The organism is Neolewinella aurantiaca, assembly GCF_008014675.1.
GTDB lineage: Bacteria > Bacteroidota > Bacteroidia > Chitinophagales > Saprospiraceae > Neolewinella > Neolewinella aurantiaca.
Genome location: NZ_VOXD01000007.1, coordinates 163,248 through 184,953, shown reverse-complemented (window position 1 = coordinate 184,953; position 21,706 = coordinate 163,248). Strand labels below are relative to the sequence as shown.

13 protein-coding genes are annotated in these 21,706 nt (G+C 53.6%); 7 read left to right on the top strand and 6 right to left on the bottom strand.

Going from position 1 to position 21,706, the window contains the following annotated elements:
* The first annotated feature begins 1,188 nt into the window (after positions 1-1,188).
* Positions 1,189-2,718, top strand: a complete 1,530-nt coding sequence (gene amaB, locus FUA23_RS06705) for an L-piperidine-6-carboxylate dehydrogenase (RefSeq protein ID WP_147929953.1) — start codon at positions 1,189-1,191, stop codon at positions 2,716-2,718.
* Positions 2,719-3,017: 299 nt separating this feature from the next.
* On the opposite strand, the gene FUA23_RS06700 is transcribed toward amaB, so the two are convergent.
* Positions 3,018-3,632: a hypothetical protein gene (locus FUA23_RS06700; protein WP_147929952.1), complete on the bottom strand. Its 615-nt coding sequence runs from the start codon at positions 3,630-3,632 to the stop codon at positions 3,018-3,020.
* A 71-nt stretch (positions 3,633-3,703) separates the two neighbouring features.
* On the opposite strand from FUA23_RS06700, the gene dnaG reads away from it, so the two are divergent.
* From dnaG to FUA23_RS06685, 3 genes are read left to right on the top strand one after another with little or no spacing between them, the layout of a single operon-like run.
* Positions 3,704-5,944, top strand: a complete 2,241-nt coding sequence (gene dnaG, locus FUA23_RS06695; RefSeq protein ID WP_147929951.1) for a DNA primase — start codon at positions 3,704-3,706, stop codon at positions 5,942-5,944.
* A gap of 59 nt (positions 5,945-6,003) precedes the next feature.
* Positions 6,004-6,567 carry a nitroreductase family protein gene (locus tag FUA23_RS06690; protein ID WP_187270915.1) on the top strand — a complete coding sequence of 188 codons (564 nt, stop codon included), beginning with the start codon at positions 6,004-6,006 and terminating at the stop codon, positions 6,565-6,567.
* A gap of 12 nt (positions 6,568-6,579) precedes the next feature.
* Positions 6,580-7,158, top strand: coding sequence for a GNAT family N-acetyltransferase (locus FUA23_RS06685; protein ID WP_147929949.1), 579 nt, complete (start codon positions 6,580-6,582; stop codon positions 7,156-7,158).
* Positions 7,159-7,353: 195 nt separating this feature from the next.
* On the opposite strand, the gene FUA23_RS06680 is transcribed toward FUA23_RS06685, so the two are convergent.
* The 5 genes from FUA23_RS06680 to FUA23_RS06660 all read right to left on the bottom strand — a co-directional run bounded on the left by FUA23_RS06680 (position 7,354) and on the right by FUA23_RS06660 (position 19,305).
* The gene (locus FUA23_RS06680) at positions 7,354-16,575 is read right to left on the bottom strand and encodes a T9SS type A sorting domain-containing protein (protein WP_147929948.1); all 9,222 of its coding nucleotides are present in this window, start codon (positions 16,573-16,575) and stop codon (positions 7,354-7,356) included.
* A gap of 65 nt (positions 16,576-16,640) precedes the next feature.
* Positions 16,641-17,264, bottom strand: coding sequence for a leucine-rich repeat domain-containing protein (locus FUA23_RS06675; RefSeq protein ID WP_147929947.1), 624 nt, complete (start codon positions 17,262-17,264; stop codon positions 16,641-16,643).
* An 11-nt stretch (positions 17,265-17,275) separates the two neighbouring features.
* Positions 17,276-17,797, bottom strand: coding sequence for a phage tail protein (locus tag FUA23_RS06670; RefSeq protein ID WP_147929946.1), 522 nt, complete (start codon positions 17,795-17,797; stop codon positions 17,276-17,278).
* A 70-nt stretch (positions 17,798-17,867) separates the two neighbouring features.
* Positions 17,868-18,170: a hypothetical protein gene (locus tag FUA23_RS06665; RefSeq protein ID WP_147929945.1), complete on the bottom strand. Its 303-nt coding sequence runs from the start codon at positions 18,168-18,170 to the stop codon at positions 17,868-17,870.
* A gap of 253 nt (positions 18,171-18,423) precedes the next feature.
* The gene (locus FUA23_RS06660; RefSeq protein WP_147929944.1) at positions 18,424-19,305 is read right to left on the bottom strand and encodes an outer membrane beta-barrel protein; all 882 of its coding nucleotides are present in this window, start codon (positions 19,303-19,305) and stop codon (positions 18,424-18,426) included.
* A 491-nt stretch (positions 19,306-19,796) separates the two neighbouring features.
* Here FUA23_RS06660 and FUA23_RS06655 point away from each other — a divergent pair, with 491 nt between their 5' ends.
* The 3 genes from FUA23_RS06655 to FUA23_RS22555 form a co-directional block, all read left to right on the top strand.
* A complete protein-coding gene (locus tag FUA23_RS06655; RefSeq protein ID WP_147929943.1) occupies positions 19,797-20,411 on the top strand; it encodes a NifU family protein in 615 nt (204 codons plus the stop codon).
* Between the two features lie 66 nt (positions 20,412-20,477).
* Positions 20,478-21,293, top strand: a complete 816-nt coding sequence (locus tag FUA23_RS06650; protein ID WP_147929942.1) for a PorV/PorQ family protein — start codon at positions 20,478-20,480, stop codon at positions 21,291-21,293.
* A 148-nt stretch (positions 21,294-21,441) separates the two neighbouring features.
* On the top strand, positions 21,442-21,706 hold a 265-nt coding region (locus FUA23_RS22555; RefSeq protein ID WP_222706999.1), incomplete at its 3' end, for a hypothetical protein.

Below are 21,706 nucleotides of genomic sequence, written 5' to 3'. Positions count from 1 at the left end.
CGTAACCGCTCCCGATAGAGGCGTTGTTTTTTTGTGGTGCGCAGAGCGGCTGATTTCCACCGCTGTGCCTTAGCTTTGAGGCGTGCTCTCATCTGTGTTTTGTGCTTCGTAACCCAAAACTAACAGTTTGAGAGCACATCTTTTTTGAGCCAGAATCAGCCTCGACGATTTCGTATCAGAGGGAACACCCTACGATAAATAGTGTTGTCATCTATTGCCAGAATGTCTTCAACGTCGGAAACTGAAAACCCTTTGTGCAGCATAACCAGAACAGTAACCTTACGATACCGACGACGGGAAAGGTCGGGGCGCTTCTGGAGTGCTCGTAACTCCTCATACTGTTCTGGGGTCAACGAAAAGGTCATGCGCTAATGTAGTAATTCTGTCCCAAATCACTTCCCGATCGGTATAACTGCTTTACGGAGAATTGCCTGTACGCTACGTGTGCTATATTGACCTCCTGTCTGCCCTTCAAAAAGCCAGTAACCTGGACGATACTCCGTAAAATAATGACGAAGTTCGTGCAAAAGGCTTTTCGAAAGCGTTGTGTATCGATCTTTTTTACCCTTCCCCCGTGGACAAATATCTGTTCACAGCGGATGGTGATGCATTCCATGGTGGTTCCTTTTTTTCAAAGAACCGGCTTTCCGCAGCATTTAGTCGTCTTTTAAACGCATACTTGCGTTTATAAACGGCTAAGGCTCACATTTTCGGGCTACTCCGGACTCCAGACTCCAGACTCCAGAATACGCCTTCGGCCTCCATCAGTCGGGACAACTTACGGACACGGGTGTATAACGGGCTTAGGTACGCATTAGCGATGGGTGAATATAAGGATTTCAGGGCAGGTGGATTTAGATCAGAAGTAAAAAATTTACACCAGTTCAGCATCACCTTCAGCAAGGTTTTGCCGACAGCCCCGGAGCAGAACAGCTTGCACAAAGCTCAACGGCACCCGGCTGACTCCCCCCGAAAAGTCACAATAAGCTCAAAGAGCATCACACTTCCCCGCCAACCTTCTCTTTAAACCCCACCCTGCACCTGCGGCCGCGCCCGAAACTGCCTGCTATCCCGCTATAATCCGGACCTCCGGCACGACATCTCCGGGTGTTTCAGAGGGCCAACAGGACAAAGAATGAACAGTCTAAAATTCCTACCTTTGGGCCTCCTAACCAACCACCAAAGATCATGAACTTAGATTTCCTCAAAGAATTGGGCCTCGCCGAAGACAACGACGGCACCAGCACCGGCCAAACCAGCCACCACAACAGTGCTGAACACATTGAGTCTTACAGCCCCGTAGACGGCAAGCTGATCGGCAAGGCCAGCGTGACCACCAAAGAACAATACGAAGACGTAATTACCACCGCCGAAGCTGCCTTTAAGCACTGGCGTACCGTTCCTGCGCCCCAGCGCGGAGAAATCGTTCGCCAATACGGCGAAGCACTGCGCAAACATAAAGATGCCCTCGGTCGTCTCGTGTCTTACGAGATGGGCAAAAGCCTCCAGGAAGGCTGGGGTGAAGTTCAGGAGATGATCGACATCTGCGACTTCGCCGTTGGCCTGAGCCGTCAGCTTTACGGCCTCACGATGCATTCTGAGCGGCCAATGCACCGCATGTACGAGCAGTGGCACCCGCTGGGCATCGTAGGCATCATTTCCGCCTTCAACTTCCCCGTTGCGGTTTGGAGCTGGAACAGCATGATCGCCCTCGTTTGTGGCGACGTGACCGTATGGAAGCCCTCCGAGAAAGCCCCCATGTGCGGCGTTGCCTGCCAGAACATCTGGGCTCAGGTAGCCAAAGACAACGATCTGCCCGAAGGCATCTCCAGTCTCGTGAACGGCGATTATAAGATCGGGGAGTACATGACCACCGACAAGCGCATCCCCCTCATATCCGCTACCGGATCTACCCGCATGGGTAAGATCGTTGCGCAAACCGTTGGCGCGCGCCTCGGCAAGTCGCTCCTCGAACTCGGTGGCAACAACGCCATCATCATTACCGAATCAGCCGATATGGACCTCGTCCTCACCGGCGCGCTCTTCGGCGCGGTGGGTACCTGCGGACAACGCTGTACCTCTACCCGTCGCCTGATCGTTCACGAAAGCCGCTACGCCGAAGTGCGCGATAAGATGCAAAAGGCTTACGGCCAGCTCCGCATCGGAGATCCGTTGGACACCAACAACCACGTAGGGCCGCTCATCGATAAAGACAGCGTGAATACGTACCTGAAGGCGATCGAAAGCATCAAGGCCGAAGGCGGAAAAACCGTCGTCGACGGTGGCGTACTGGAAGGCGAAGGCTACGAATCCGGCTGCTACGTGAAGCCCTGCTTCTTTGAAGTAGATAAAGACAGCAAGATGGCCCAGCACGAAACATTTGCGCCCATCCTGTACATCATGCCCTACTCTACCCTGGAGGAAGCCATCGAGATCCAGAACAGCGTCCCGCAAGGACTCAGCTCCGCCATCATGACCACCAATATGCGGGAGAGCGAGCTCTTCCTCAGCACGGCCGGTTCAGATTGTGGTATCGCGAACGTGAATATCGGTACTTCAGGAGCGGAAATCGGCGGCGCCTTCGGCGGCGAAAAAGAAACCGGCGGCGGCCGCGAGTCCGGTTCCGACAGCTGGAAGGCTTACATGCGCCGGCAAACCAATACGATCAATTACTCCACCACACTGCCGCTGGCTCAGGGGATTAAGTTTGATCTCTAAGCAGAATGCAGAATGCAGAATGCAGAATGCAGAATGCAGAATGCAGAATGCAGAATGCAGAATGCAGAAATTTACGGGTCGCATTGCCAGGTAGGTAGTGCGGCCCGTATTTTTTTTGAAAAAACTGGCCAAAAAAAACCGCCCCGAACAAACGCAGAAGCGATGTCGGGACGGTCCACACACTATGAGAACACCCATTAAATTTTGAAACGCGCCGGAAAAAATTATTCCGTTTGCGTCTTCGATAGTATAGACGTTTTAAGGGCCGAAAAGTATGCGTGCCGAACTGTTAATTAACGTTAAAGTCTCACGAAAACGGCGTAAACACTGGCTTTCTGGAAATTCGAAATTGCGCCATTGTCGTGAAATGACGTAAGGGTGACAGTGGGAAAACGGCCTCCTTCTGTATGTGACCTGCTCAGGACCGGAGGTCCGCCTCTCGTAGCACAGGGGCTCGCCCCTGTGTTTTCGTTATTTGCGTTTTCGTTGCCTGCGTTTTCATTGCCTGCGTTTTCATTGCCTGCGTTTTCATTGTTTGCGTTTTCATTGCCTGCGTTTTCGTTGCCTGCATTTTCATTGCCTCCGTTTTCGTTGCCTGCGTTTTCATTGCCTGCGTTCTCGTTGCCTGCGTTTTCGTTGCCTGTGTTTTCATTGCCTGCATTTTCATTGCCTGCGTTCTCGTTGCCTGTGTTTTCGTTGCCTGTGTTTTCGTTGCCTGCGTTTTCGTTGCCTGTGTTTTCGTTGCCTGTGTTTTCGTTGCCTGTGTTTTCGTTGCCTGCGTTTTCATTGCCTGCATTTTCATTGCCTCCGTTTTCATTGCCTGCATTTTCGTTGCCTCCGTTTTCATTGCCTGCATTTTCGTTGCCTCCGTTTTCATTGCCTGTGTTTTCATTGCCTCCGTTTTCGTTGTCCATTTGGTTGTTCCCACCTTACGCTTCCTCACTCCTCTAATGTCTGATTTCTAAGCTATCTTGCGCCTCAACCAATGATCACCGACGAAAGCATACAACTGGTAAAAGACACTGCCCGCGTAGAAGACGTGGTGGGTGACTACGTGAACCTCAAACGCAGGGGGCAGAACATGATCGGTCTGTGCCCTTTCCATGGTGAAAAAACGCCTAGCTTCAACGTCAACCCCAGTCGCAACATCTACAAATGTTTCGGTTGTGGCGAAGGCGGCGACCCTATCAAGTTCCTGATGACGCTGGAACAACTTAGCTACCCCGATGCCATTCGCCGCATCGCGGCCAAGTACAACATCAAGCTGGAGGAAAAGGAAGTCAGCCAGGAGGTCCGGGAGGAACGCCAGGTGAAAGAGGCTTTGATTCTGGTCAACGAGTTTGCGCAGAAATGGTACGAAGACCAGCTTTACAATACCGATGAGGGCAAGAGCATCGGACTGAGCTACTTCAAGAGTCGCGGTTTCCGCCGCGACGTAATGGAGAAGTTCGGCCTTGGTTTTGCGCCCACCGGGCGCAATGGCTTGCTTACCGCCGCAACAGCCGCCGGCTACAAAGAAGAACAACTCGAACAACTGGGTCTGGTCCGCAATAAGAAGGATTTCTTCTGGGACCGCGTCATGTTCACCATCCACAACCTGCAGGGCAAGCCGATTGCCTTTGCCGGTCGCATCCTGAAAAAGGACGTCAAGGCGCCGAAATATGTAAACAGCCCGGAATCGGAGGTTTACCATAAATCGGACGTACTGTACGGTCTGTACCAGGCCCGGCAGTCGGTCCGCAAGCAGGATAATGTGTATATGGTGGAGGGCTACACCGATGTGATCAGCCTGCACCAGCATGGCGTTCACAACGTGGTGGCCACCTCCGGCACAAGCCTCACGCCGGGGCAGGCCAAACTCGTAAAGCGGCAAACCGAGAACGTTACGCTGCTGTACGACGGCGACAAGGCGGGCATCAAAGCCGCCCTGCGCGGGGTCGATGTTTTGCTCGTTGAGGGGCTCAACGTCCGTGTCGTCATTCTGCCCGACGGCGAAGACCCCGACAGCTATATGCAAAAGGTGGGCGTTACCGCTTTCGAGGAATACCTGACCAGCAAGCGCCGCGACTTCCTTTTCTTCAAAGCCGACCTTCTGCTCGAAGAAGCGGGCGACGACGTTGCAGCGCGCTCGGCAGCCATCCGCTCCAGCATCGCTACCCTGGCGCTCGTCGAGGATCCGCTCAAGCGGGCCGGCTATTTGCAGCAGTTCACCGGCCGCCTCGGGCTGGAGGAAAGCCTGCTTGTCAACCTTGTCAACCAGGCCGTTGCCGAGCGGCGCGAGAAAGCAAAAAAAGACCAGGAGCGCGAAGCACGGCGTAAAGAAAGAGAGGCGCGGCCGCAGGTGCAGGGGAAAGGACAAAGGCAGGGCTTGCCTCCCGTCAAACCTCAGCGCAGGGACGACGACTTCCCCCCTCCGCCCCAGGAAGACCGTTGGGCCGGCATGCAGGAGCCCGGCTTCGATCAGGCTACTCCGCCTCCAACGGATTTCCCCGATGCTCCCCCACCCTCCGCAATGGACGCCCCCGATTGGGGTGGCATGGAAGACGACGGCGGCTGGGCCGGCATGCAGGAGCCCGGCTTCGACGGCATGGGCGAGGTATTCGATATGCCACCGCCGACTGTCGGCGGGCAGGTACCCGATGTCCCCTTCAAAGATCCTGTCGCCGAAGCGCTGCTCCTTACCGGCCATACCTTCCAGGAGCAGGATTTGGTCCGGCTACTCATCATCCACGGCGCCAAAGCCTACGATGAAGAAACGAACGTTTCCGTTGCCGCCTTCCTCACCGCCAACGTAGCCGACGTCCTCGATGATTTCGACAACGCCCAGTACCGCAAGGCGGTAGCCCTCGTTACCGATTATGTCGGCCAGCACAAGCAGGGCCCTGCCCCGGAGTGGTTCCTCAACCATCCCGAGGAGTACATCCGCGTACTGGCAACGGCTGCTACCGCAACCGGCTACGCCATGAGCCCCAACTGGAAAGACAAGTACAAAGTCTACCTCCGCCAAAAACATCCCGACGAAAACCAAAAGCTTTACGCCGACAATTTCCTCCGCATCTTCCGCATGGAAAAGGTCGACCGTAAATGCAAAGAGAACATCAAAAAAATAAAGGAACTCGAAAAAAGCGGAGACAGCAAAAAGCTGGTCCTGCACATCAAACTTCAAATGCGCCTCGACGAAATGCGCAAAGCTTTGGCGGCCGAGCTGGGTACCGTCGTCATCTAACGCCCCAACGAACCAAAAGACCAAAGTTCCAACGAACCAAAATACTAACGAACCAATCCATGCTCCCAGCAATTCAAAACCGCAAATCTGTTTTTCCCCAGTTTTTTACCGACAAGCCGGTCGACAAAGAGGTCATCAGTAAGCTACTCGAAGCGGCCAACATGGCCCCCAGCCACAAGAAAACCGAACCCTGGCGTTTCCAGGTGTACACCGGCGCCGGGCGCGCTAAACTGAGCCAGACCATCAGGGAAGTCTACGAAGCTGCTCGTGCCCCCGAAGTTCGTGACCCTAAAGTTGCGCCCAAGTTTGCCAAAAAGGTAGATCAGGCCCCCGTCGTAATCACCGTTTTCCTCCACCGCGACCCCGATGAATCCGTTCCCGAATGGGAAGAAGTTGCGGCCGTAGCCTGTGCCGTGGAAAACCTCTGGGTAAGCCTCGATCAGTACAACCTGGGTGGTTACTGGTCCAGCCCCGGTTTCCTGTGTGGCGACTATGGCCAGTGGCCCGGCACCAAACCAAACGAACGTTGCCTTGGCGTGTTTTACCTTGGCCACTACGAAATGCCCGACCTGCCGCGGCCACGCGGCAACTGGGAAGACAAAGTAAGCTGGATCACGGACTAATCAGGGAAACATATGCGCCATCAACTTTTTAACATAGACACCGCTCTGCTCACCAATCGCTGCGTTGTACGCCGCTTTCGGGAAAACGAAGGCGCAGTTTTTCAGGATCTGATTTACAGAAACCGGGATATCCTGCAGGATCATTTCCCCCTGCTCGTCGGCGAAATTGCCGCCAGCCCTGAAAGCGCCGAAGTCTTTATTCGGGAACGCATTGCCAACTGGTTACTCCAGAACGACTATGCCTTCGGTATTTGGCTCAACGAGACGACCGAACTCATCGGCTACATCCACCTCTTCGATATCAATTGGGAAGTCCCGGCTGCAGAGCTGAGCTTTTTCCTCGACCGCGACCACCTGAAGTCAGGGATAATGACCGAAGCCCTGGCCCGCGTCATTCGTTTCGGATTCAAACAACTGGACATGGAGAAAGTCTACATCAAAACCCTGTCCGACAATTTCGATTGCCAACGTCTTGTCCGCCGTGTGGGCTTCAGCAGAGAGGGTGATCTCCGCGGCGAGTACCGCAAACCCGGCGGTATGCTGGCCGACCTCGTCCGTTTCGGCTTCAGCCGCGAGACTTACGGGGAATAGCCCTTTCGATAGCCTTTAGGCCAACTGTATTGAAACTCCCTCAAGATCAATCGAAATATTCACACACTGGCGCAGACGCAGGTGCAGTGGACGTTTAAGATCCCAACAACAGAAAGCCCCGCTACTCATCTCTGAATAGCGGGGCTCTGTTCCGCAGCCTTCAGGCTGCGTTTCACGGGCGTTAACCCGTAACGATTACTGTACGATCATCTGCTTGGTAGCAGTGAAGTCGCCAGAAGTCAGCGTGTAAGAGTAAACACCAGCGGCGCCGATGTTCTCCAGCTCAACGCGGTTCATACCGGCAACACCATCGACTTCAATGGTTTTAACCAGGCGACCAGCTACGTCCTGAACAGTCAGGGTAGCAGCACCAGCTGCAGCAAGTTCGAAGCTTACAGAAGTCACGTTAACCACAGGGTTAGGTGTGTTCTGGAAGAGTACGCTCTGTGCAGTTGCACCTGCGAAGTCAGCGTTGAAAGCAAGGTCGAGACCGTTGCTCGTTCCGTTCAGCGCTACACCTTCACGAACCACTACGGCGTCGCTCAGGCTGATCAGCTCGCTTACCAGACCAGAAGTCGTTGCGCGAACCTCCAGCACAACAAGGCCACCGGAACGCTCAGCGTTCCCGCTAGCCCCTCCCCCGTGGGGAGGGGTTGGGGTGGGGGTTCTCACGAGCACCCCAACCATACCTTCACCAGCCCGGTTCAGGTTCAGGCCACCTTCACCGATGATCTCAGCAGAGATCAGCTCAAGGCCGGCAGCCAGCTCGATCGTACCCTGGAAGCCCGCCATCTGCGCGCCGTCAAGGATGATCGTGCGGATCTGACCGCTTTCCAGTTGTACGTCGTCTATGTTCAGAAGCTGAGCCGTACGACCGGTGGCACCGGTCAGGTTCATCTTCTCTACCGCTACGAAGTCAGCAGTTACGCTGCCCTGCAGGTCGTTGGCGTTGTATACCTCGGGGAAGGCTACTGCGTAAGGGTTGCTCATGTTGATGCTCGTTCCAGCCTCAAGCATGAACCAGTTGCCTCCGGCAAAGCCGTTGTCAAGGCCAAGGATGGCACGCTGACCAGCAAGGATATCGAATACGTCGAAGGAACCGTCCTGGGTTACATCACCAGCTACGAACTGGTAAGCACTTGTGAACGGTGCAGTTCCGAGGATCTGGCCGATACCGGCTACGAGGTCAGAAGCGCGTACGTTCTGTGCGTTGAACGCAGCGTCGAAGACAGGCTGTACGGTGTAGTCAGCGTCCAGTGGCAGACCACTGAAGGTGTACGTTCCGTCAGCACCGGTAGTGAAGGTGTCGTCCATGCCAGCTGAGCTGGTCAGGTTGACCTCAACTCCGGCAATAACTTCATTGTCCTGTGTAGCGATCAGACCGGAAAGGTTGCCGGTAGAACCGTCACACCAGCCCATGTTGTCCTGTACTTCTACGATTACCTCACAGTAGTCAGGTGTAGAACCGTTGTCGTCGAAGGCGTATACACGTACGTTCACCGTACCATTGTCGAAGTCATCACAGTCGATGTCGTCGATACCAAGAACACCAGCTACTGGTGTGAAGCCAGCAGTGCCAGCTTCGCTGGAGCGGTAGAGGCTGTACTTGTCTACCAGGTTGCCGAAGCAGTCTTCGATCGGAGATGCGATGAAGTCAGATGCCCAGATTGCAGCGATTCCACCACCGTTGCCGTCGTTCATCAGCGTAACGGTCAGGGTCTGGATACAGATCGGAGTAGGCGACTTGTCAGCAGTTACACAGAACTCGATGATCTGAACGTCGATGTTGCCACAGCCGTCAGAAGCGCGAACGCGGATCGCGTGGTCACCAACCGGTACGTTGGTAGCAGTTACGGTGTAGTTTCCGTCACCGTCGTTGGCTACACTTACGCTTACGCCAAGAGCTGCAGCGTTGTCAGCAACAAAGGCACCGGTGAAGTTGGCGTTGAGCTCAACACCAACCACTGCGTCAGAACATTCGTCGGTAGCGGTGAACTCAAGCGTTACCGTCGTGCGGCACTCTTCGCCGGAACCAGCGAAACATTCAGCCGGCTCAGTGAAGGTGATCTCAGGAGCTACTTCGTCGTAGATCTTGATGAACTGCGTGTAGCGGAAGAAACCGCGGCTGTCGTATACGTTGGTACCGTAAGTGTCGTCATCGTTGATGTCGCCACTGCCGTTGTCACCAAGCGCAACGTCACCCTGAGCGGATGGTGCCGGGTTGAAGATACGGTCGGTGCTGATCAGGCTGTAGAACGCTACGTCGTCGTTGATGGTAGCTGTGCTCACACCAGGCGTAACGTTTACGTAGAGGAGGTCTTCTTCGATATCACGCGGGTTACGGGTGCGGTCGAATGCACCGGGAGCATCGCGACGGATCACGTAAGGCTCACCGAGTGAGTTGTACTCACACCAGTTCACCACGTCGTAAGTAACGCGCAGCTTGAAGCATTCCTCACCGGCGTCCTGCGTGCGCAGGGTGTCAACGTCAACGGTGGTCGTGATCAGGTCACAAGCCAGCTCTTCAGCCACAACGCCGTCGTAAGACGGTACTTCCATACAGTCACCAGACTCGTCGGTCGGGAAGGTGATGCGGTAGTCGTGGATGCCGATCACGTCGATGATCTGGCTACATACGTTGGTGTTGGTGAAACCAGCTCCGTCGGTAGAAGTGAAGCGACGCGTGATGCGGCCTACGCCACAGCTGTTGATCGTTCCGGACACCGACTGGGTGATGGTCGTACCACAGTTGTCTACACCGGCAGCTTCGCCGAAGAGGGCGTCGAGCTGAGCGAAAGTAGCGTCGGTGATGTCGTTAGGCAGGCTTGCGTTGTACTCAACACAAGTGATGGTAGTGTTACCGGGAGCAACACAGGTAGGAGCAAGCTTGTCCTCCACCAATACGTCCAACCAGCAGAAGTTCATGTTACCAAGCGCGTCGGTTACTTTAAGGCCAACGCGAACAGTACCAATGTCGGCACAGGTCAGGGTGATCTGAGGACCGTAAAGGCCGATCGGAAGGTCGTTGTTGCCTACACGGGCGATCTCGAGGGTAACACCGGAACAGTCGTCGTAAGAACCGTTGTCGATGTTTTCAGGCGTCAGAACTGCGAAACCGTTGTTCGCACCGCTGCCGGCGAGGGAGATGTTCAGGCCGTCCTCACAAATAGCAACGGGAGGCGTCTGGTCTTCCACGCGGAAGTCGTAGTCGGTTACACCGGTGTTGCCACATACGTCAGAGTAAGTGTAACGGAGGATGTGCGTACCAGCAGGGATCGCAGAGCTGAGCTCAGGTGATCCGCCGGGAATTACGGTGAAGGCACCGATCGGAGCAGCAGTGAGGTCGCCGTTAGGGAAGATCTCAGCAGAAACAGTAACTGCACCATCACAGTTGTCGGTTACGCTTACGTCGTCAAGGCGGAGGTAAGCAGCACAGATGTTACCGGCGTTGGTGCCGTAAACGAGGGTGCCGTCAGCGTCGGTCTCTACGTTAGGACCAACGAAGGTCGGAGCGGTAGTGTCGCCCACTTTCACCACCTGGGTGAAGGTGCGGATGTCGCCCGCATCACACCAGTCGATAACGGTGTAGGTACGAACGAATTTGTACGTGTTCGGGCAGGTAACGATGCTCGGTCCGTCGGAGTAAGTAACGCCGATGTTGCAAACTGCAGTACCAGTGGAGAGGTTGAAGGTGCGGTCACCAACCACCAGGAACGGGTAGTCGCTCGCGCGAGGAGCAGGACGAACAGATGCGTCAGCACCACAGCTTTCGATCTCAACAACGTCTTCGATGTTGTCCCCGTCCAGGTCGTCCAGCGTCGGACGGTCGAAGGTGATGGTGTAAGAAGCAGTAACCGATGGGTTTTCTTCGCCGGAAGCAGAAGCACAAACAGCGATCTCAGTAGCAACGAAGGTGCGCGTGATTACCACGTCGTCACAGTCAGGATCGTCGCCGTAAGCAACGGCGTCGCTCACACATACTTCGATTTCCTCAGAACAACCATCAGTGAAGGTCGGTACAACAGGAGCGGTAGTGCGGGCCAGCAGGCGTGCGCGGAGCGCAGATGCCATGGTGCCGGGAACGGTAGCGCCGGTAGAGGCGTCAACAGTGTAGCAGCGGCTAACGCTGGTAGGCAGAGTGGCGAGGTTGTTACCGTCGAGGTCAACACAAAGCAGGTCGATGTTAGCTGGAGTAGTCACCACCGCAGGTGGTGTCTTGTCTTCAGCGCGAACAACGCCCCAGCAGGTCTCGAAATCGAGGGCCAGCTCGGAGCCAAGTCCGTCAACCGAGAAGTTGGAGATCGTAAGGACCGTAGCGAGGATATCGCCGAATGGCTGGAGACCGTCATCTTCAATGCGGAACTCAAGGGTGTAACCAGCTTCTACGTCGAAAGAAGAAGAACCAGTGGCAGGTTCGTCGGTGTTAACCACTTCCTCTACAACTTCTCCTTCGAAGTTGTAAACGATGATCACATCATCGAAACCAGCGTCAACGCCGTTCAGGTCGTAGTCGAAAGAAACAGTAGCAGAAGAGCTGAACATGATAGATGTGGACAGTTCGAAGTCTGTGCCACCGCCAACACCAAAGGGAGAACCGGTGGTAGACATTACAAGCGTCTCGGTAGTAAAGGTGGCAGATGCAAGTTGTTGCTCATCCGCGTTGGCGTTGTCGGTAACCGTCCAGTTGCTGCCAGCGAAGCTGCCAACAAAACCAGTCACGCTTTCATTAGCGGTTGGTACAGATACAGAGTAAGTGAACTCACCACAACCGTCAACGATAGGACCATTAGACGGATCGCTGTCGTTTACTACGATTTCGAATGGGAAGGCATCGATCAGGCCAACGTTGCCAACCAGTACCATACGTGGAATTACCAGTGCCTGACACTCATCGTTGAGCGTAAGGTTGATCTCACCGATACAAGCGAGGTTCGGCTGATCGAAAGTAACGACTACCGTTACGGTAGTTGTAACTACGTTGCCGTTGGCATCGGTTACCGTAACCGTAAGGACTTGGGTACCAATGTCGTCTCCATCGAAAGTAAGCGGACGGTCGAACTCGATGGTGATTGGATCTCCACAATTATCGGTAGCCGTTGCAAGATCAGAAGGCAGCAACGTCTGGCTGATGTTCCCGTCGTTGAGAACGATTACCTGGTCAGTCGTCGTAACTACGGGATCGATGTTGTCTTCTACCGTAACGGTGGCGGTACAGGTAGAGGTATTGCCGGAAGCATCCGTGACCGTAAGGGTAACGGTATTTTCGCCAATATCAGCACAAGTGAAGTCAGTTAGGCTTTCAGAGAAAGTAATATCGCCGCAGTTGTCGGTAGAACCGCCGTCAAGTACAGAGCTGGTAGCGTCGTCGTCATCATCATCGTCATCTGCTCCTTCGACAATCGCCATGCCGCCATTTTCGCCGGAAATAGAGATTTCGTAAGCTCCGACAGCCAAACCACCGGCAAAGGTGGTGGTAACAAGAGTGTACTGGCCAGGAACCAGGGTCAGCTGGATCATGAGTTCAGGATCGAGTGAGCCTGAAGCATCATCATCACCTTCGAGGAAGTTGTCACAAGGGGCAGCAGCATCGAAACCGCCTTCGTAAAGCACGAAGAAAAAGTCACCGTTAGCATTTGGAGTCATGCTCAGGGTGTACATGTCTTCAGAGTCGATGGTGAAGTTGAGCACGTCGTAGTAGTGGTCATCACCAACTGAAGTGGTACATGTAGTTCCGTTAGCATTGGGGCGGGCGAACTGTGCATCCGTATCGTCCAGTGAACCGGTTACAATCACAGCGGCAGTTCCGGTACCGGCACCTACACCGTCGAGTGAACCAAGGCCCGTAGCGTCGAGTTCAACGGTAACATCCTGACAAACAGCAGTTGGAGCGATTTCGTCAACAGCAGTAAGACCAACCATACAGCTGGCCGTATTGCCATATGCATCAGCAACGGTTACGGTAGCAGTTCCGGTAGTGCCATCACAGCTAAGAACCGGAGCGTCAAGCGTAACTACGATCGCAGCAGAATCGGTACAGTTGTCAGAAAGAGTAAGGAGAAGAGCCGTAGTGTCGGTTACACTAGCGCTACCCATCTCATCAATAGCGATTGTCACATCCGTTTCACACAGCAGCACCGGACTGATCGTGTCGAGAACAGTGATGGTTGATGAGCACTCGGAAGTATTACCTGCAGGGTCAGTAGCCGAGAACGGAATAAACTGGGGGGTACCTACCAGCGAACAACCAAATGCTGCGGGTGCACCGATGTCGAGTGGATCGGGGGTGATACACGCATCGGTCATAGTAACGAGGTCGTTCGGCAGAACCAGACCAGCCACGCCACTTTCGTCGAGATAGATCGTAGTATCGGCACAAACAATGACCGGCGCAATGGTATCCAGAACGGTGACGTTCACCGTACAAACTTCGCTGAGATTGCCGGAGGCATCAGCGTCCGTCTCTTCGTAAACGTAGGTTTCTCCCGCGTCTCCGCAGCCGAAGACCACCAGCGGATCGCCGATAACGACTTGCGGAGGACAGGCATCGAAGGTCTCCAGCAACTCGCCGGGAGCAATGGACACAAAGCCGTTTTCATCCAGGTAAACCGTAGTGTCCGTTACGCAGGAAACGATCACAGGAGCGATGGTGTCCAGAACGGTGACGTTCACCGTACAGACTTCGCTGAGATTGCCGGAGGCATCAGCGTCCGTCTCTTCGTAAACGTAGGTTTCTCCCGCGTCTCCACAGCCGAAGACCACCAGCGGATCGCCAATAACGACTTGCGGAGGACAGAAATCGAAGGTCTCCAGCAACTCGCCCGGAGCGATAGACGCAAAGCCGTTTTCATCCAGGTAAACCGTAGTGTCCGTTACGCAGGAAACGATCACCGGAGCGATGGTGTCCAGAACGGTGACGTTCACCGTACAGACTTCGCTGAGATTGCCGGAGGCATCAGCGTCCGTCTCTTCGTAAACGTAGGTTTCTCCCGCGTCTCCGCAGCCGAAGATCACCAGCGGATCGCCGATAACGACTTGCGGAGGACAGGCATCGAAGGTCTCCAGTAACTCGCCAGGAGCGATGGACGCAAAGCCGTTTTCATCCAGGTAAACCGTAGTGTCCGTTACGCAGGAAACGATCACAGGAGCGATGGTGTCCACTACGGTGATGTTGACCGCGCAACCTACGCCCTGAACGCCCTGCCCTGCGCGGTCGAAAATAACCACGATGTTCTGGAAGTTGAACTGTCCGGTTGCCACGTCGCTGCAGTCATACTCCTGAACAAAGGCGTTGGTATCGGTAACCATACAATTGTCGGTAGCCGAGATGATAAGTCCGACGGGGTCAAGCGTTGCGTTCCCGGTTTCGTCGAGTTGAACAATGGTATCGCTTACGCAGACGAGGACGGGGGGGACCGTGTCCTGGAGTGTAAAAGTTTGTACGCAATCAGTCGTCTGGCCACAACCGTCAGTAGCCGTGAAGGTGAACGCATAGGTCGTACCCGCTTTACCCGGCTCACCGGTAATTACCGGGGCGGAAACGGTTACTTCAGGGGTGCCACAGCCTGATGTTGCTATAGCTGTTGCGGGGTCGGCGACAGGTATTACATCACAATCTACCAGCGAGTCTGCAGGGCAGGTAATTTCTGGCGCAGGGCCGTCGTACTCAATGATTCCCCGGAAGGTGATCGTATCCAACGACCTGTTGCCTGCAGCATCGATAGCAACGTACTGATTAAGAATTTCAGTAGAGCATCCCGGAACTCTGTTCTCCTCGGAGGAAGCAACGACTTCTACGCGGATGTCGGCCAGATCCGTACAATTGTCAGAAACGCAACTCAGGTCCAATGTACTCGTGAATGTCCCTCCTACCGTTGATGAGATCATCCCATCGGCTCCGATGGTAAGGACAAGTCCGGGTGTATTGAAACTATGGTTATCCCCACAACCCGAGAAGGTTTCGGAGAATTCAGTACAGGTTACAACCGGACGGATAGTGTCGCTCACGGTAACCAAAGCGTCACAGCTGTTTGTCAGAGCAGAATTATCGGTGACCGTCATGGTAACCGACAGAGGGCTTCCGAGAGCGTCGTTACAATCGAAAGAGCTAAGTGAAACCGAAAACTCGGCAATCTCACAGTTGTCTGAAGAACCGTTGTCTACGGCGTTGGAGTCGATAGTAACCATTCCGGTTCCATCAAGGTAAACTTCGATATCCTGACACTCTGCTTCAGGAGGGGAAGAATCTATATTGTTGAGGACAAAACGACAAGTATCTGACGTATTTCCCTCGGTATCGGTCGCTACGAGTTTAATCTCATACATCCCTACGCCCAGCATTGTCCCTGTTGGTGGAAACTGCGTGATTACGATGTCAGCCTCTGCGTCACAATTATCGGTTACGGTAACAAATACGGCATAATCCGGGGTTGCATTCAGGCAGTTGAATCCTACCACGCCGTCAGACAGAGTCGTTGGACAGTTGGAGATAACCGGCGGTTCTGCATCAGGGGTATTAGTACAGTTACAGTCAATATCCTGGGTATCAGTGGTGCAAGGATCCCCGTCATCGCATGAATTGAGGCAGCGCATATCCTGGGTGCCGGAGCCGGTAACCATACCCATTTCAGCGGTACAGAAGCCAGAGCCAGTGTACGGGCTGAATGAAGAACTTGGTGGATTGGGGGAGGAAGCCTCGGCGCTGGTAAAGAGCACCGCCATTCCTGCGTTGATTTCGCGCACTTCCCAATTCATCGTAGTGGAATTGTAGAGTACTTCAAGGCTCTGTCCGGTGTTTCGGTAGATATTGCGGCCAGTAGCATCGGTGCCGTCGAGGGTAAGCAGAATGGAAGTCTGACCAAAACACGGAGACTCAATCAGGAAACCATCGGCCGTAGTAGGGTTGGCGTCACAGCCGTCGGGTATACCGTCACTGTCCATATCTGCACCATCATCGGAACCGGGACAAACATCGTTATCGTCGCAGACGCCGTCCATATCCGAATCTCCACCGAGAGCGTCACAGGGATCAGAGCCAGAGGTGGTTTGGGTGGCTGGGCCGGTTATGGTTAGTGGTGTCGTTCCGGTACAGAAGCCGGTTGCTGTCCAGGTAGCCGTATTACTGTCGGGCGGGTTGGGGCTGAAGGTATTCGGCCCGGTGGTGAACAGAATATTGGTGGAGTTACCTTGTTCAGAGATGACCCAGGCGCCGGAGGGAATATCATAGCGAAGTTCGGCACCGTCAATGTTGCCCATACCGTCGGCTATTTCTACGAACGTATTACGTCCGCTTCCGTCTTGTCCAGATATATTAAATAAACTGGTGTTGCCGAAGCACTGACTGTCGATAGTAACGTCTTGGGCATTGGCTATACCAAACAGACAGAACAGCAGGCTTGATAAAAAGTAAATCTTCTTCATGGGATTTAAGAATTAGACAAGTTGTAGAGATTGGGTCGTCGAAATTTAATTTACAGGTTTGCGGATCATCCCTTTCGGGCAATGATCTGACATTCATTTTGAAGTTTCAAGATGTCACGATCGCGAAGTTTTTCGTTGGGTAAAACGAGACACTGTCTCATTTCATCGGTATGAGCGGGAGTGATTCCTTCCAGGCTCTCAAGTTCGTTTCCAGCTACGGAGAGGATTTGTATTTTGGTCAGGTTGCGGATCGGCTCCAGGCTGGTAATAGCGTTTCCCTGTGCATAGAGGTTAACAAGGTTCTTATTTCCCTCTATACCCGATAAAGAAGTGAGCCTGTTGTTCTGAACGAATAAGCTGGTCAGGTTTTGCAGCCCGGCGAGTTCGGAAACGCTGGTTAGCGCTCCTTCCGTAACGGATAGAAAACTCAGTTTCTGCATAGCAGCAATACCAGACAGATTCGTCAGTTCGAAGCTAAGGTTGGGATGAGGCGCCCGTGGTCCCGCAAGGCGTATATTCTCAGCGTCCTGAAAAAGATAGAGCAAATCGTCGTCTCCGGGCACATCCTGAATATTGCCCAGTTGTAACACTCCTTCGTTAAAGGCTTGCTTCCACTGAGCCTCCAGCCCACTCCACCATTGGTGGGCGAGCTGGAGAATTGATTCAATATTTGTCTTAGTCGTGCTCAAGGAGGTGTTCGTTAGTTACGGGAAGGGAAGATGCCCTGGGATGCAATGCAAAAGGTGATTACCAGGTAGGGCTGCATATTGTTGTGAGACTGGTTACCTCCTCCACCAACAACACCGTTCAGCGTAGCAGGAGGTGTTGCAGGCCCGGTCGCGGTGAAAATCGATTCACCGAGTGAGTTGGCCGCCAGGTAGTTTCCACCACCCTGCCCGAGGGTACCGGCACCAGCACCAAGCTGAAGTGAGCCCAGTCCGGCGGGAATCTGATTTGAAGTAAGTGTTACGCTTTCCTGGCCAGATCTCTGTCCCAGAGGGCGTGAGGTCAGCCCGGGTCCGGTTCCCTCGTGCATCGGCACACGACCACGAAGGTCCGGCAACCCAAATGTGGTCCGTCCGTCGCCACCATAAGTGGTACCAAGCAGAGAGAAAAGCGCAGTGTACTGGGCTATTGGCAGCAATTGCCCATCGCAGCGGAAAGTGCCGCGTGGCGCAAAGTTCCAGCCGCCCATGATGATTTGTCCGAGGTAGTATTCCATCTGTAAGAATTTATGGGTTTGATGAGAAGCATGATCGTTCGTGCCCCTATCTTGATTAATTTCTTTTTTATCAGCCGAGGAGACTTGCGGTGATCCGGTCACCGGATTTTTTCAATTCGCAACGCTCGCCTGTAAGTGAACGGAAGCGAAAGATGTTCTCATCGGAAAATTCAACGGAGGCGACGGAAGCAAGTTGCTGCCTGATTAAGGCAGAACAGGGGTAGTCGGTCAGCGTGAGTTTAAAGGCCGCTAGCAGGTTCAACTGACTTGCCGTCAATGTAACTGAAGGTGCCGTCATGGCAGCAAGCCCCATTGGAGCAGAGATGCCAGCAAGTGCAATCGAGGTATTCGTTAGGAATTTGCGTCTTTTCATTCTTAGGTCTGAGATTGTATGGATCGCTTAAAACTTAAATCACTTATCTGGCGACAAACTGCCGGTAAGACCCTGCAAGATAGAACTTTGTGGAAGTGAATTGTAATTCCCGCCAAAAATGTATGAAAACAGGTAGTTTTACCTATTCCAAAACCACCTTTCCGGGCCTAAAACCAGCAATCCCCCTTATTTCGGAGAATAAGGGGGACTGAATTGAGCCAGATTCAAGACTCTAAACGGGCGAAGTCGACCGCTAAAAACGGAAGCCGACGCTCGCCTGGATAGAGCGGCTGTAGTCTTTATCGTCGGTATTAAATTCGCGCCCTTCTACCCTCGCTTCGTTGGTCAGGCGCAGATCGTTCTCTCCTTTGGTAAGGTCCGTAAGGCCGTGCTGGTAACGCACACCTACGAAGAGGCCACTATTTAGGAAGAAACTGGCACCACCAACAAGCGCAAAATCAAGGCGGCGGTAAAGGGTTTCATCGCTGTTGGAGTTGTAGTACGTCGAGATTACCGATGGTGGAAACACGTTCGTAGTGCCCGGCAGGGGTGTTGTGGATCGTGCTTCAATACCGCCAAAACCGGCCTCATCGGAGAAATAGCTCCCGTCGACATTGAACACGATATCCTCGCCACGTCCAATTACGGTTTCGGAGTAAGACAGCCCGCCGGAAGCACGACTGCTAACCAGAAAGCCCATGCTGGCACCGCCTTCAATTTCAATAGCGCCAATGCGGTAGTAAGCAGTAACCGGGATGTCGATGTAGCTGTTTACCACATCAATTTCACCGTTCAGCACGCCAAAACTGACGGTTCCTTGCGTGTCGGTTTCATCGGAGTACAGGTAGAAAAAAGAAGGAACGTCGGTGTAGTCCTGTTGTCCGCCCTTCTGGCTGTACATCAGGTTGGCTTTGACCCCGAAAAGATCCGTGAAGCCAAGGGCGAAGGTTGCTCCTACGTGAAAGCCGGTGGTACGGGCAAAGTCCTCGAAAGTCATCGTTCCGTCGGCACTCATTTCCTGGTCACCGTCGAAACTGATGAAATTGAGACCAGCCCGGAAGCCGCCACTAAACTCCTGAGCGAACAGAGGAGAAAGGGTACAACATAGAAGAGCAGTAAGTATAAGGTTGCGCATTGGTTGGAACTTTGGTTCGTTGAGTCTTTAGTCCGTTGGGGCAAAGATGGTGTTTTAGCCGGAATGGTTGGTATTTTAATACTGAGAGTAAGCGACTAAAAGGCATCAAAAGTTCACGGAGCCGTAATTTTTCCTCTCCGGTAAACACACGGACACCGGCGGAAAGCGAAATACACCGGCCGGCACGCTATGCGGCAGCAAGCCATTGCTCGCACCATATATAAGGAAGAGGCGGGGCCGCAGGTGCAAAGAGAGTCTGATGCAGGTCCGGTTTTTGCCAGCCCTAAACATTTCACCGAGCGCTGTACTCCCTTTCCTACCGAAAAAAAGCACGTGCCAGTCCCGTTCCTCCTCCAAAAAGAGAACCTTGCACCCTGCGTTCGCGCCACAAAATCACTTTCCTGACAGAAACATTCTGCCGTCTCTTAAACCCATCTCCGTCCGGTGGTGTTTAATACCTCCAGGCTCAGTGCCTCATCAAAATAAAACTTATGACTCCTACCGCAACCAAGCGTCCGGTTTTGCTCTATACCGAACAAACACCGAACCCCGAAAGCCTCAAATTTGTCACAAACCGTATGCTCTACAACGGCACGGCCGAGTTCAAAGAAGAGGATTTTGCCCGCGAGTGGTCTGCACTCGCCGCGGAATTGTACGACTTCCCCTACGTGAAGAAAGTGTACATCGCCAACAACTATGTTACCCTGACTAAGGAGTTCAACTACAGTTGGGACGATGTAATGCTGAAGCTGAAGGAATTTATCAAAAATTACCTCACCGAAGACAAGCCGATCATCAAAGACGGGTTCGCCGAAGAGGTTGCCCGGATCGAGGAAGAACGCGGTGTGAGCTACGAATACAGCGAAGACGACGCCGAAGCGGTTAAGCAAATCAAGGAACTGATCGATACTTACGTAAAGCCAGCTGTGGAAATGGACGGCGGAAACATTGAGTTCAAATCTTTCCACGAAGGCATCGTAACCGTTATCATGCAGGGCTCCTGCTCCGGTTGCCCAAGTTCCACCGTGACCCTCAAATCAGGCATAGAATCTATGCTGAAACGGATGATGCCACAGGTAAAGGAAGTGGTACAGGAAATGGGATAACACCCCGCAGGATAACAGACTATTGTTTTACCTTTGGGCCATTCCCTTCCCCCCAAAGCTCTGCCTGTGCTGCGTTTCCTTTTCTCTACCCTAATCGTTATAGCCATCGCCTGTCCTCTAAGCGCACAGGATGGCTTGTTCCCGGTATTTGATATTCGTAGCCGGCTGATGGGCGGAACCGGAATATCGGCCACCGGTATAGATGGCCTGTGGACCAACCCTGCCGGGCTGTCCGGCAGCGAGCAAAAAACGGTCAGTGCTGCAGCATCCGCCGAGCAGCGCTTTGGCATCAGTGAACTCACCTCGGCTAACATCGGAGCGACTTACGGAGTAGGCGCAGGTGGTTTCGGACTTCAGCTGGCCAGCTTCGGATTCGACACCTACCGGGAAACACGTGTGGGCTTGGCCTACGGCCGTAAGATCACCGATAAATTCAGCATCGGAGCAGATTTCGCCGGATTTGCAACCAACACGGAAGCCTACGCCAGCACGTTCGACGTAACCTTCGGGCTTGGGATGCAATTGGAGATTATTCCGGAACTCCACGTAGGTGCGCGTATTTTCTCTCCCTTCCGGATGGAGCGTCAGGCAGACGAGTACCTGCCCCAATTATTGGCCATCGGCCTCAGTTACCGTCCCTCCGACAAAATCATCCTCAACGCCGAAGTACACCAGGACACCGACCACCCCGCCCGGGTTCGGGTAGGCGCGGAATACCTGCCCGCCGAACAGCTCTCCATCCGGCTCGGAGTAGCCACCGAGGCATCCGAAGTTTCATTTGGCCTCGGCTACGAAGTAGCCGATCGTCTCGACATCAGTGCCGGCGCGGTATGGCACGAAATACTCGGCGTCTGGCCGGGTGTTGGGGTGCGCTGGCGGTAATTTGCTCACCGCTTTTTTGTAGAGATCAAAATGCAGAATGCAGAGTGCAGAGTGCAAAACGCAGAGTACAGAATGCAGACTCCGTAGCTCCGGCCTTGGCACCGGCAGTGGAATCCGGTTTTTGAAGCCGTTAAAAAATCGAAACTGTTTGAGCGTTCCCTATAGCCCAAGAAGTAACCAACCAGACCTCAACGAACCGATAGGTTCAGAAGCAACCCGACAAACGCCGACGCGAGTTCTTTCCATTTTAGGCTTCGGAAATCGGATTCCACGATCAGCCGGTGGCACAGCCTTGATTTTTTGGTTCGTTTTTTATCAAGAAAAAATGAACGGGCAAAACAGGAAGAAACGCAGCTTTCGGGGTGAGTACATCATCTTTGCATCGCTCACCTCACCTTGCCTGCCAACAGCCT

Bases quoted from the DNA above. Each gene is read 5' to 3' on its own strand.
- amaB (WP_147929953.1), top strand. From the start codon at position 1,189: ATGAACTTAGATTTCCTCAAAGAATTGGGCCTCGCCGAAGACAACGAC.
- FUA23_RS06700 (WP_147929952.1), bottom strand. From the start codon at position 3,632: ATGGACAACGAAAACGGAGGCAATGAAAACACAGGCAATGAAAACGGA.
- dnaG (WP_147929951.1), top strand. From the start codon at position 3,704: ATGATCACCGACGAAAGCATACAACTGGTAAAAGACACTGCCCGCGTA.
- FUA23_RS06690 (WP_187270915.1), top strand. From the start codon at position 6,004: ATGCTCCCAGCAATTCAAAACCGCAAATCTGTTTTTCCCCAGTTTTTT.
- FUA23_RS06685 (WP_147929949.1), top strand. From the start codon at position 6,580: ATGCGCCATCAACTTTTTAACATAGACACCGCTCTGCTCACCAATCGC.
- FUA23_RS06680 (WP_147929948.1), bottom strand. From the start codon at position 16,575: ATGAAGAAGATTTACTTTTTATCAAGCCTGCTGTTCTGTCTGTTTGGT.
- FUA23_RS06670 (WP_147929946.1), bottom strand. From the start codon at position 17,797: ATGGAATACTACCTCGGACAAATCATCATGGGCGGCTGGAACTTTGCG.
- FUA23_RS06665 (WP_147929945.1), bottom strand. From the start codon at position 18,170: ATGAAAAGACGCAAATTCCTAACGAATACCTCGATTGCACTTGCTGGC.
- FUA23_RS06660 (WP_147929944.1), bottom strand. From the start codon at position 19,305: ATGCGCAACCTTATACTTACTGCTCTTCTATGTTGTACCCTTTCTCCT.
- FUA23_RS06655 (WP_147929943.1), top strand. From the start codon at position 19,797: ATGACTCCTACCGCAACCAAGCGTCCGGTTTTGCTCTATACCGAACAA.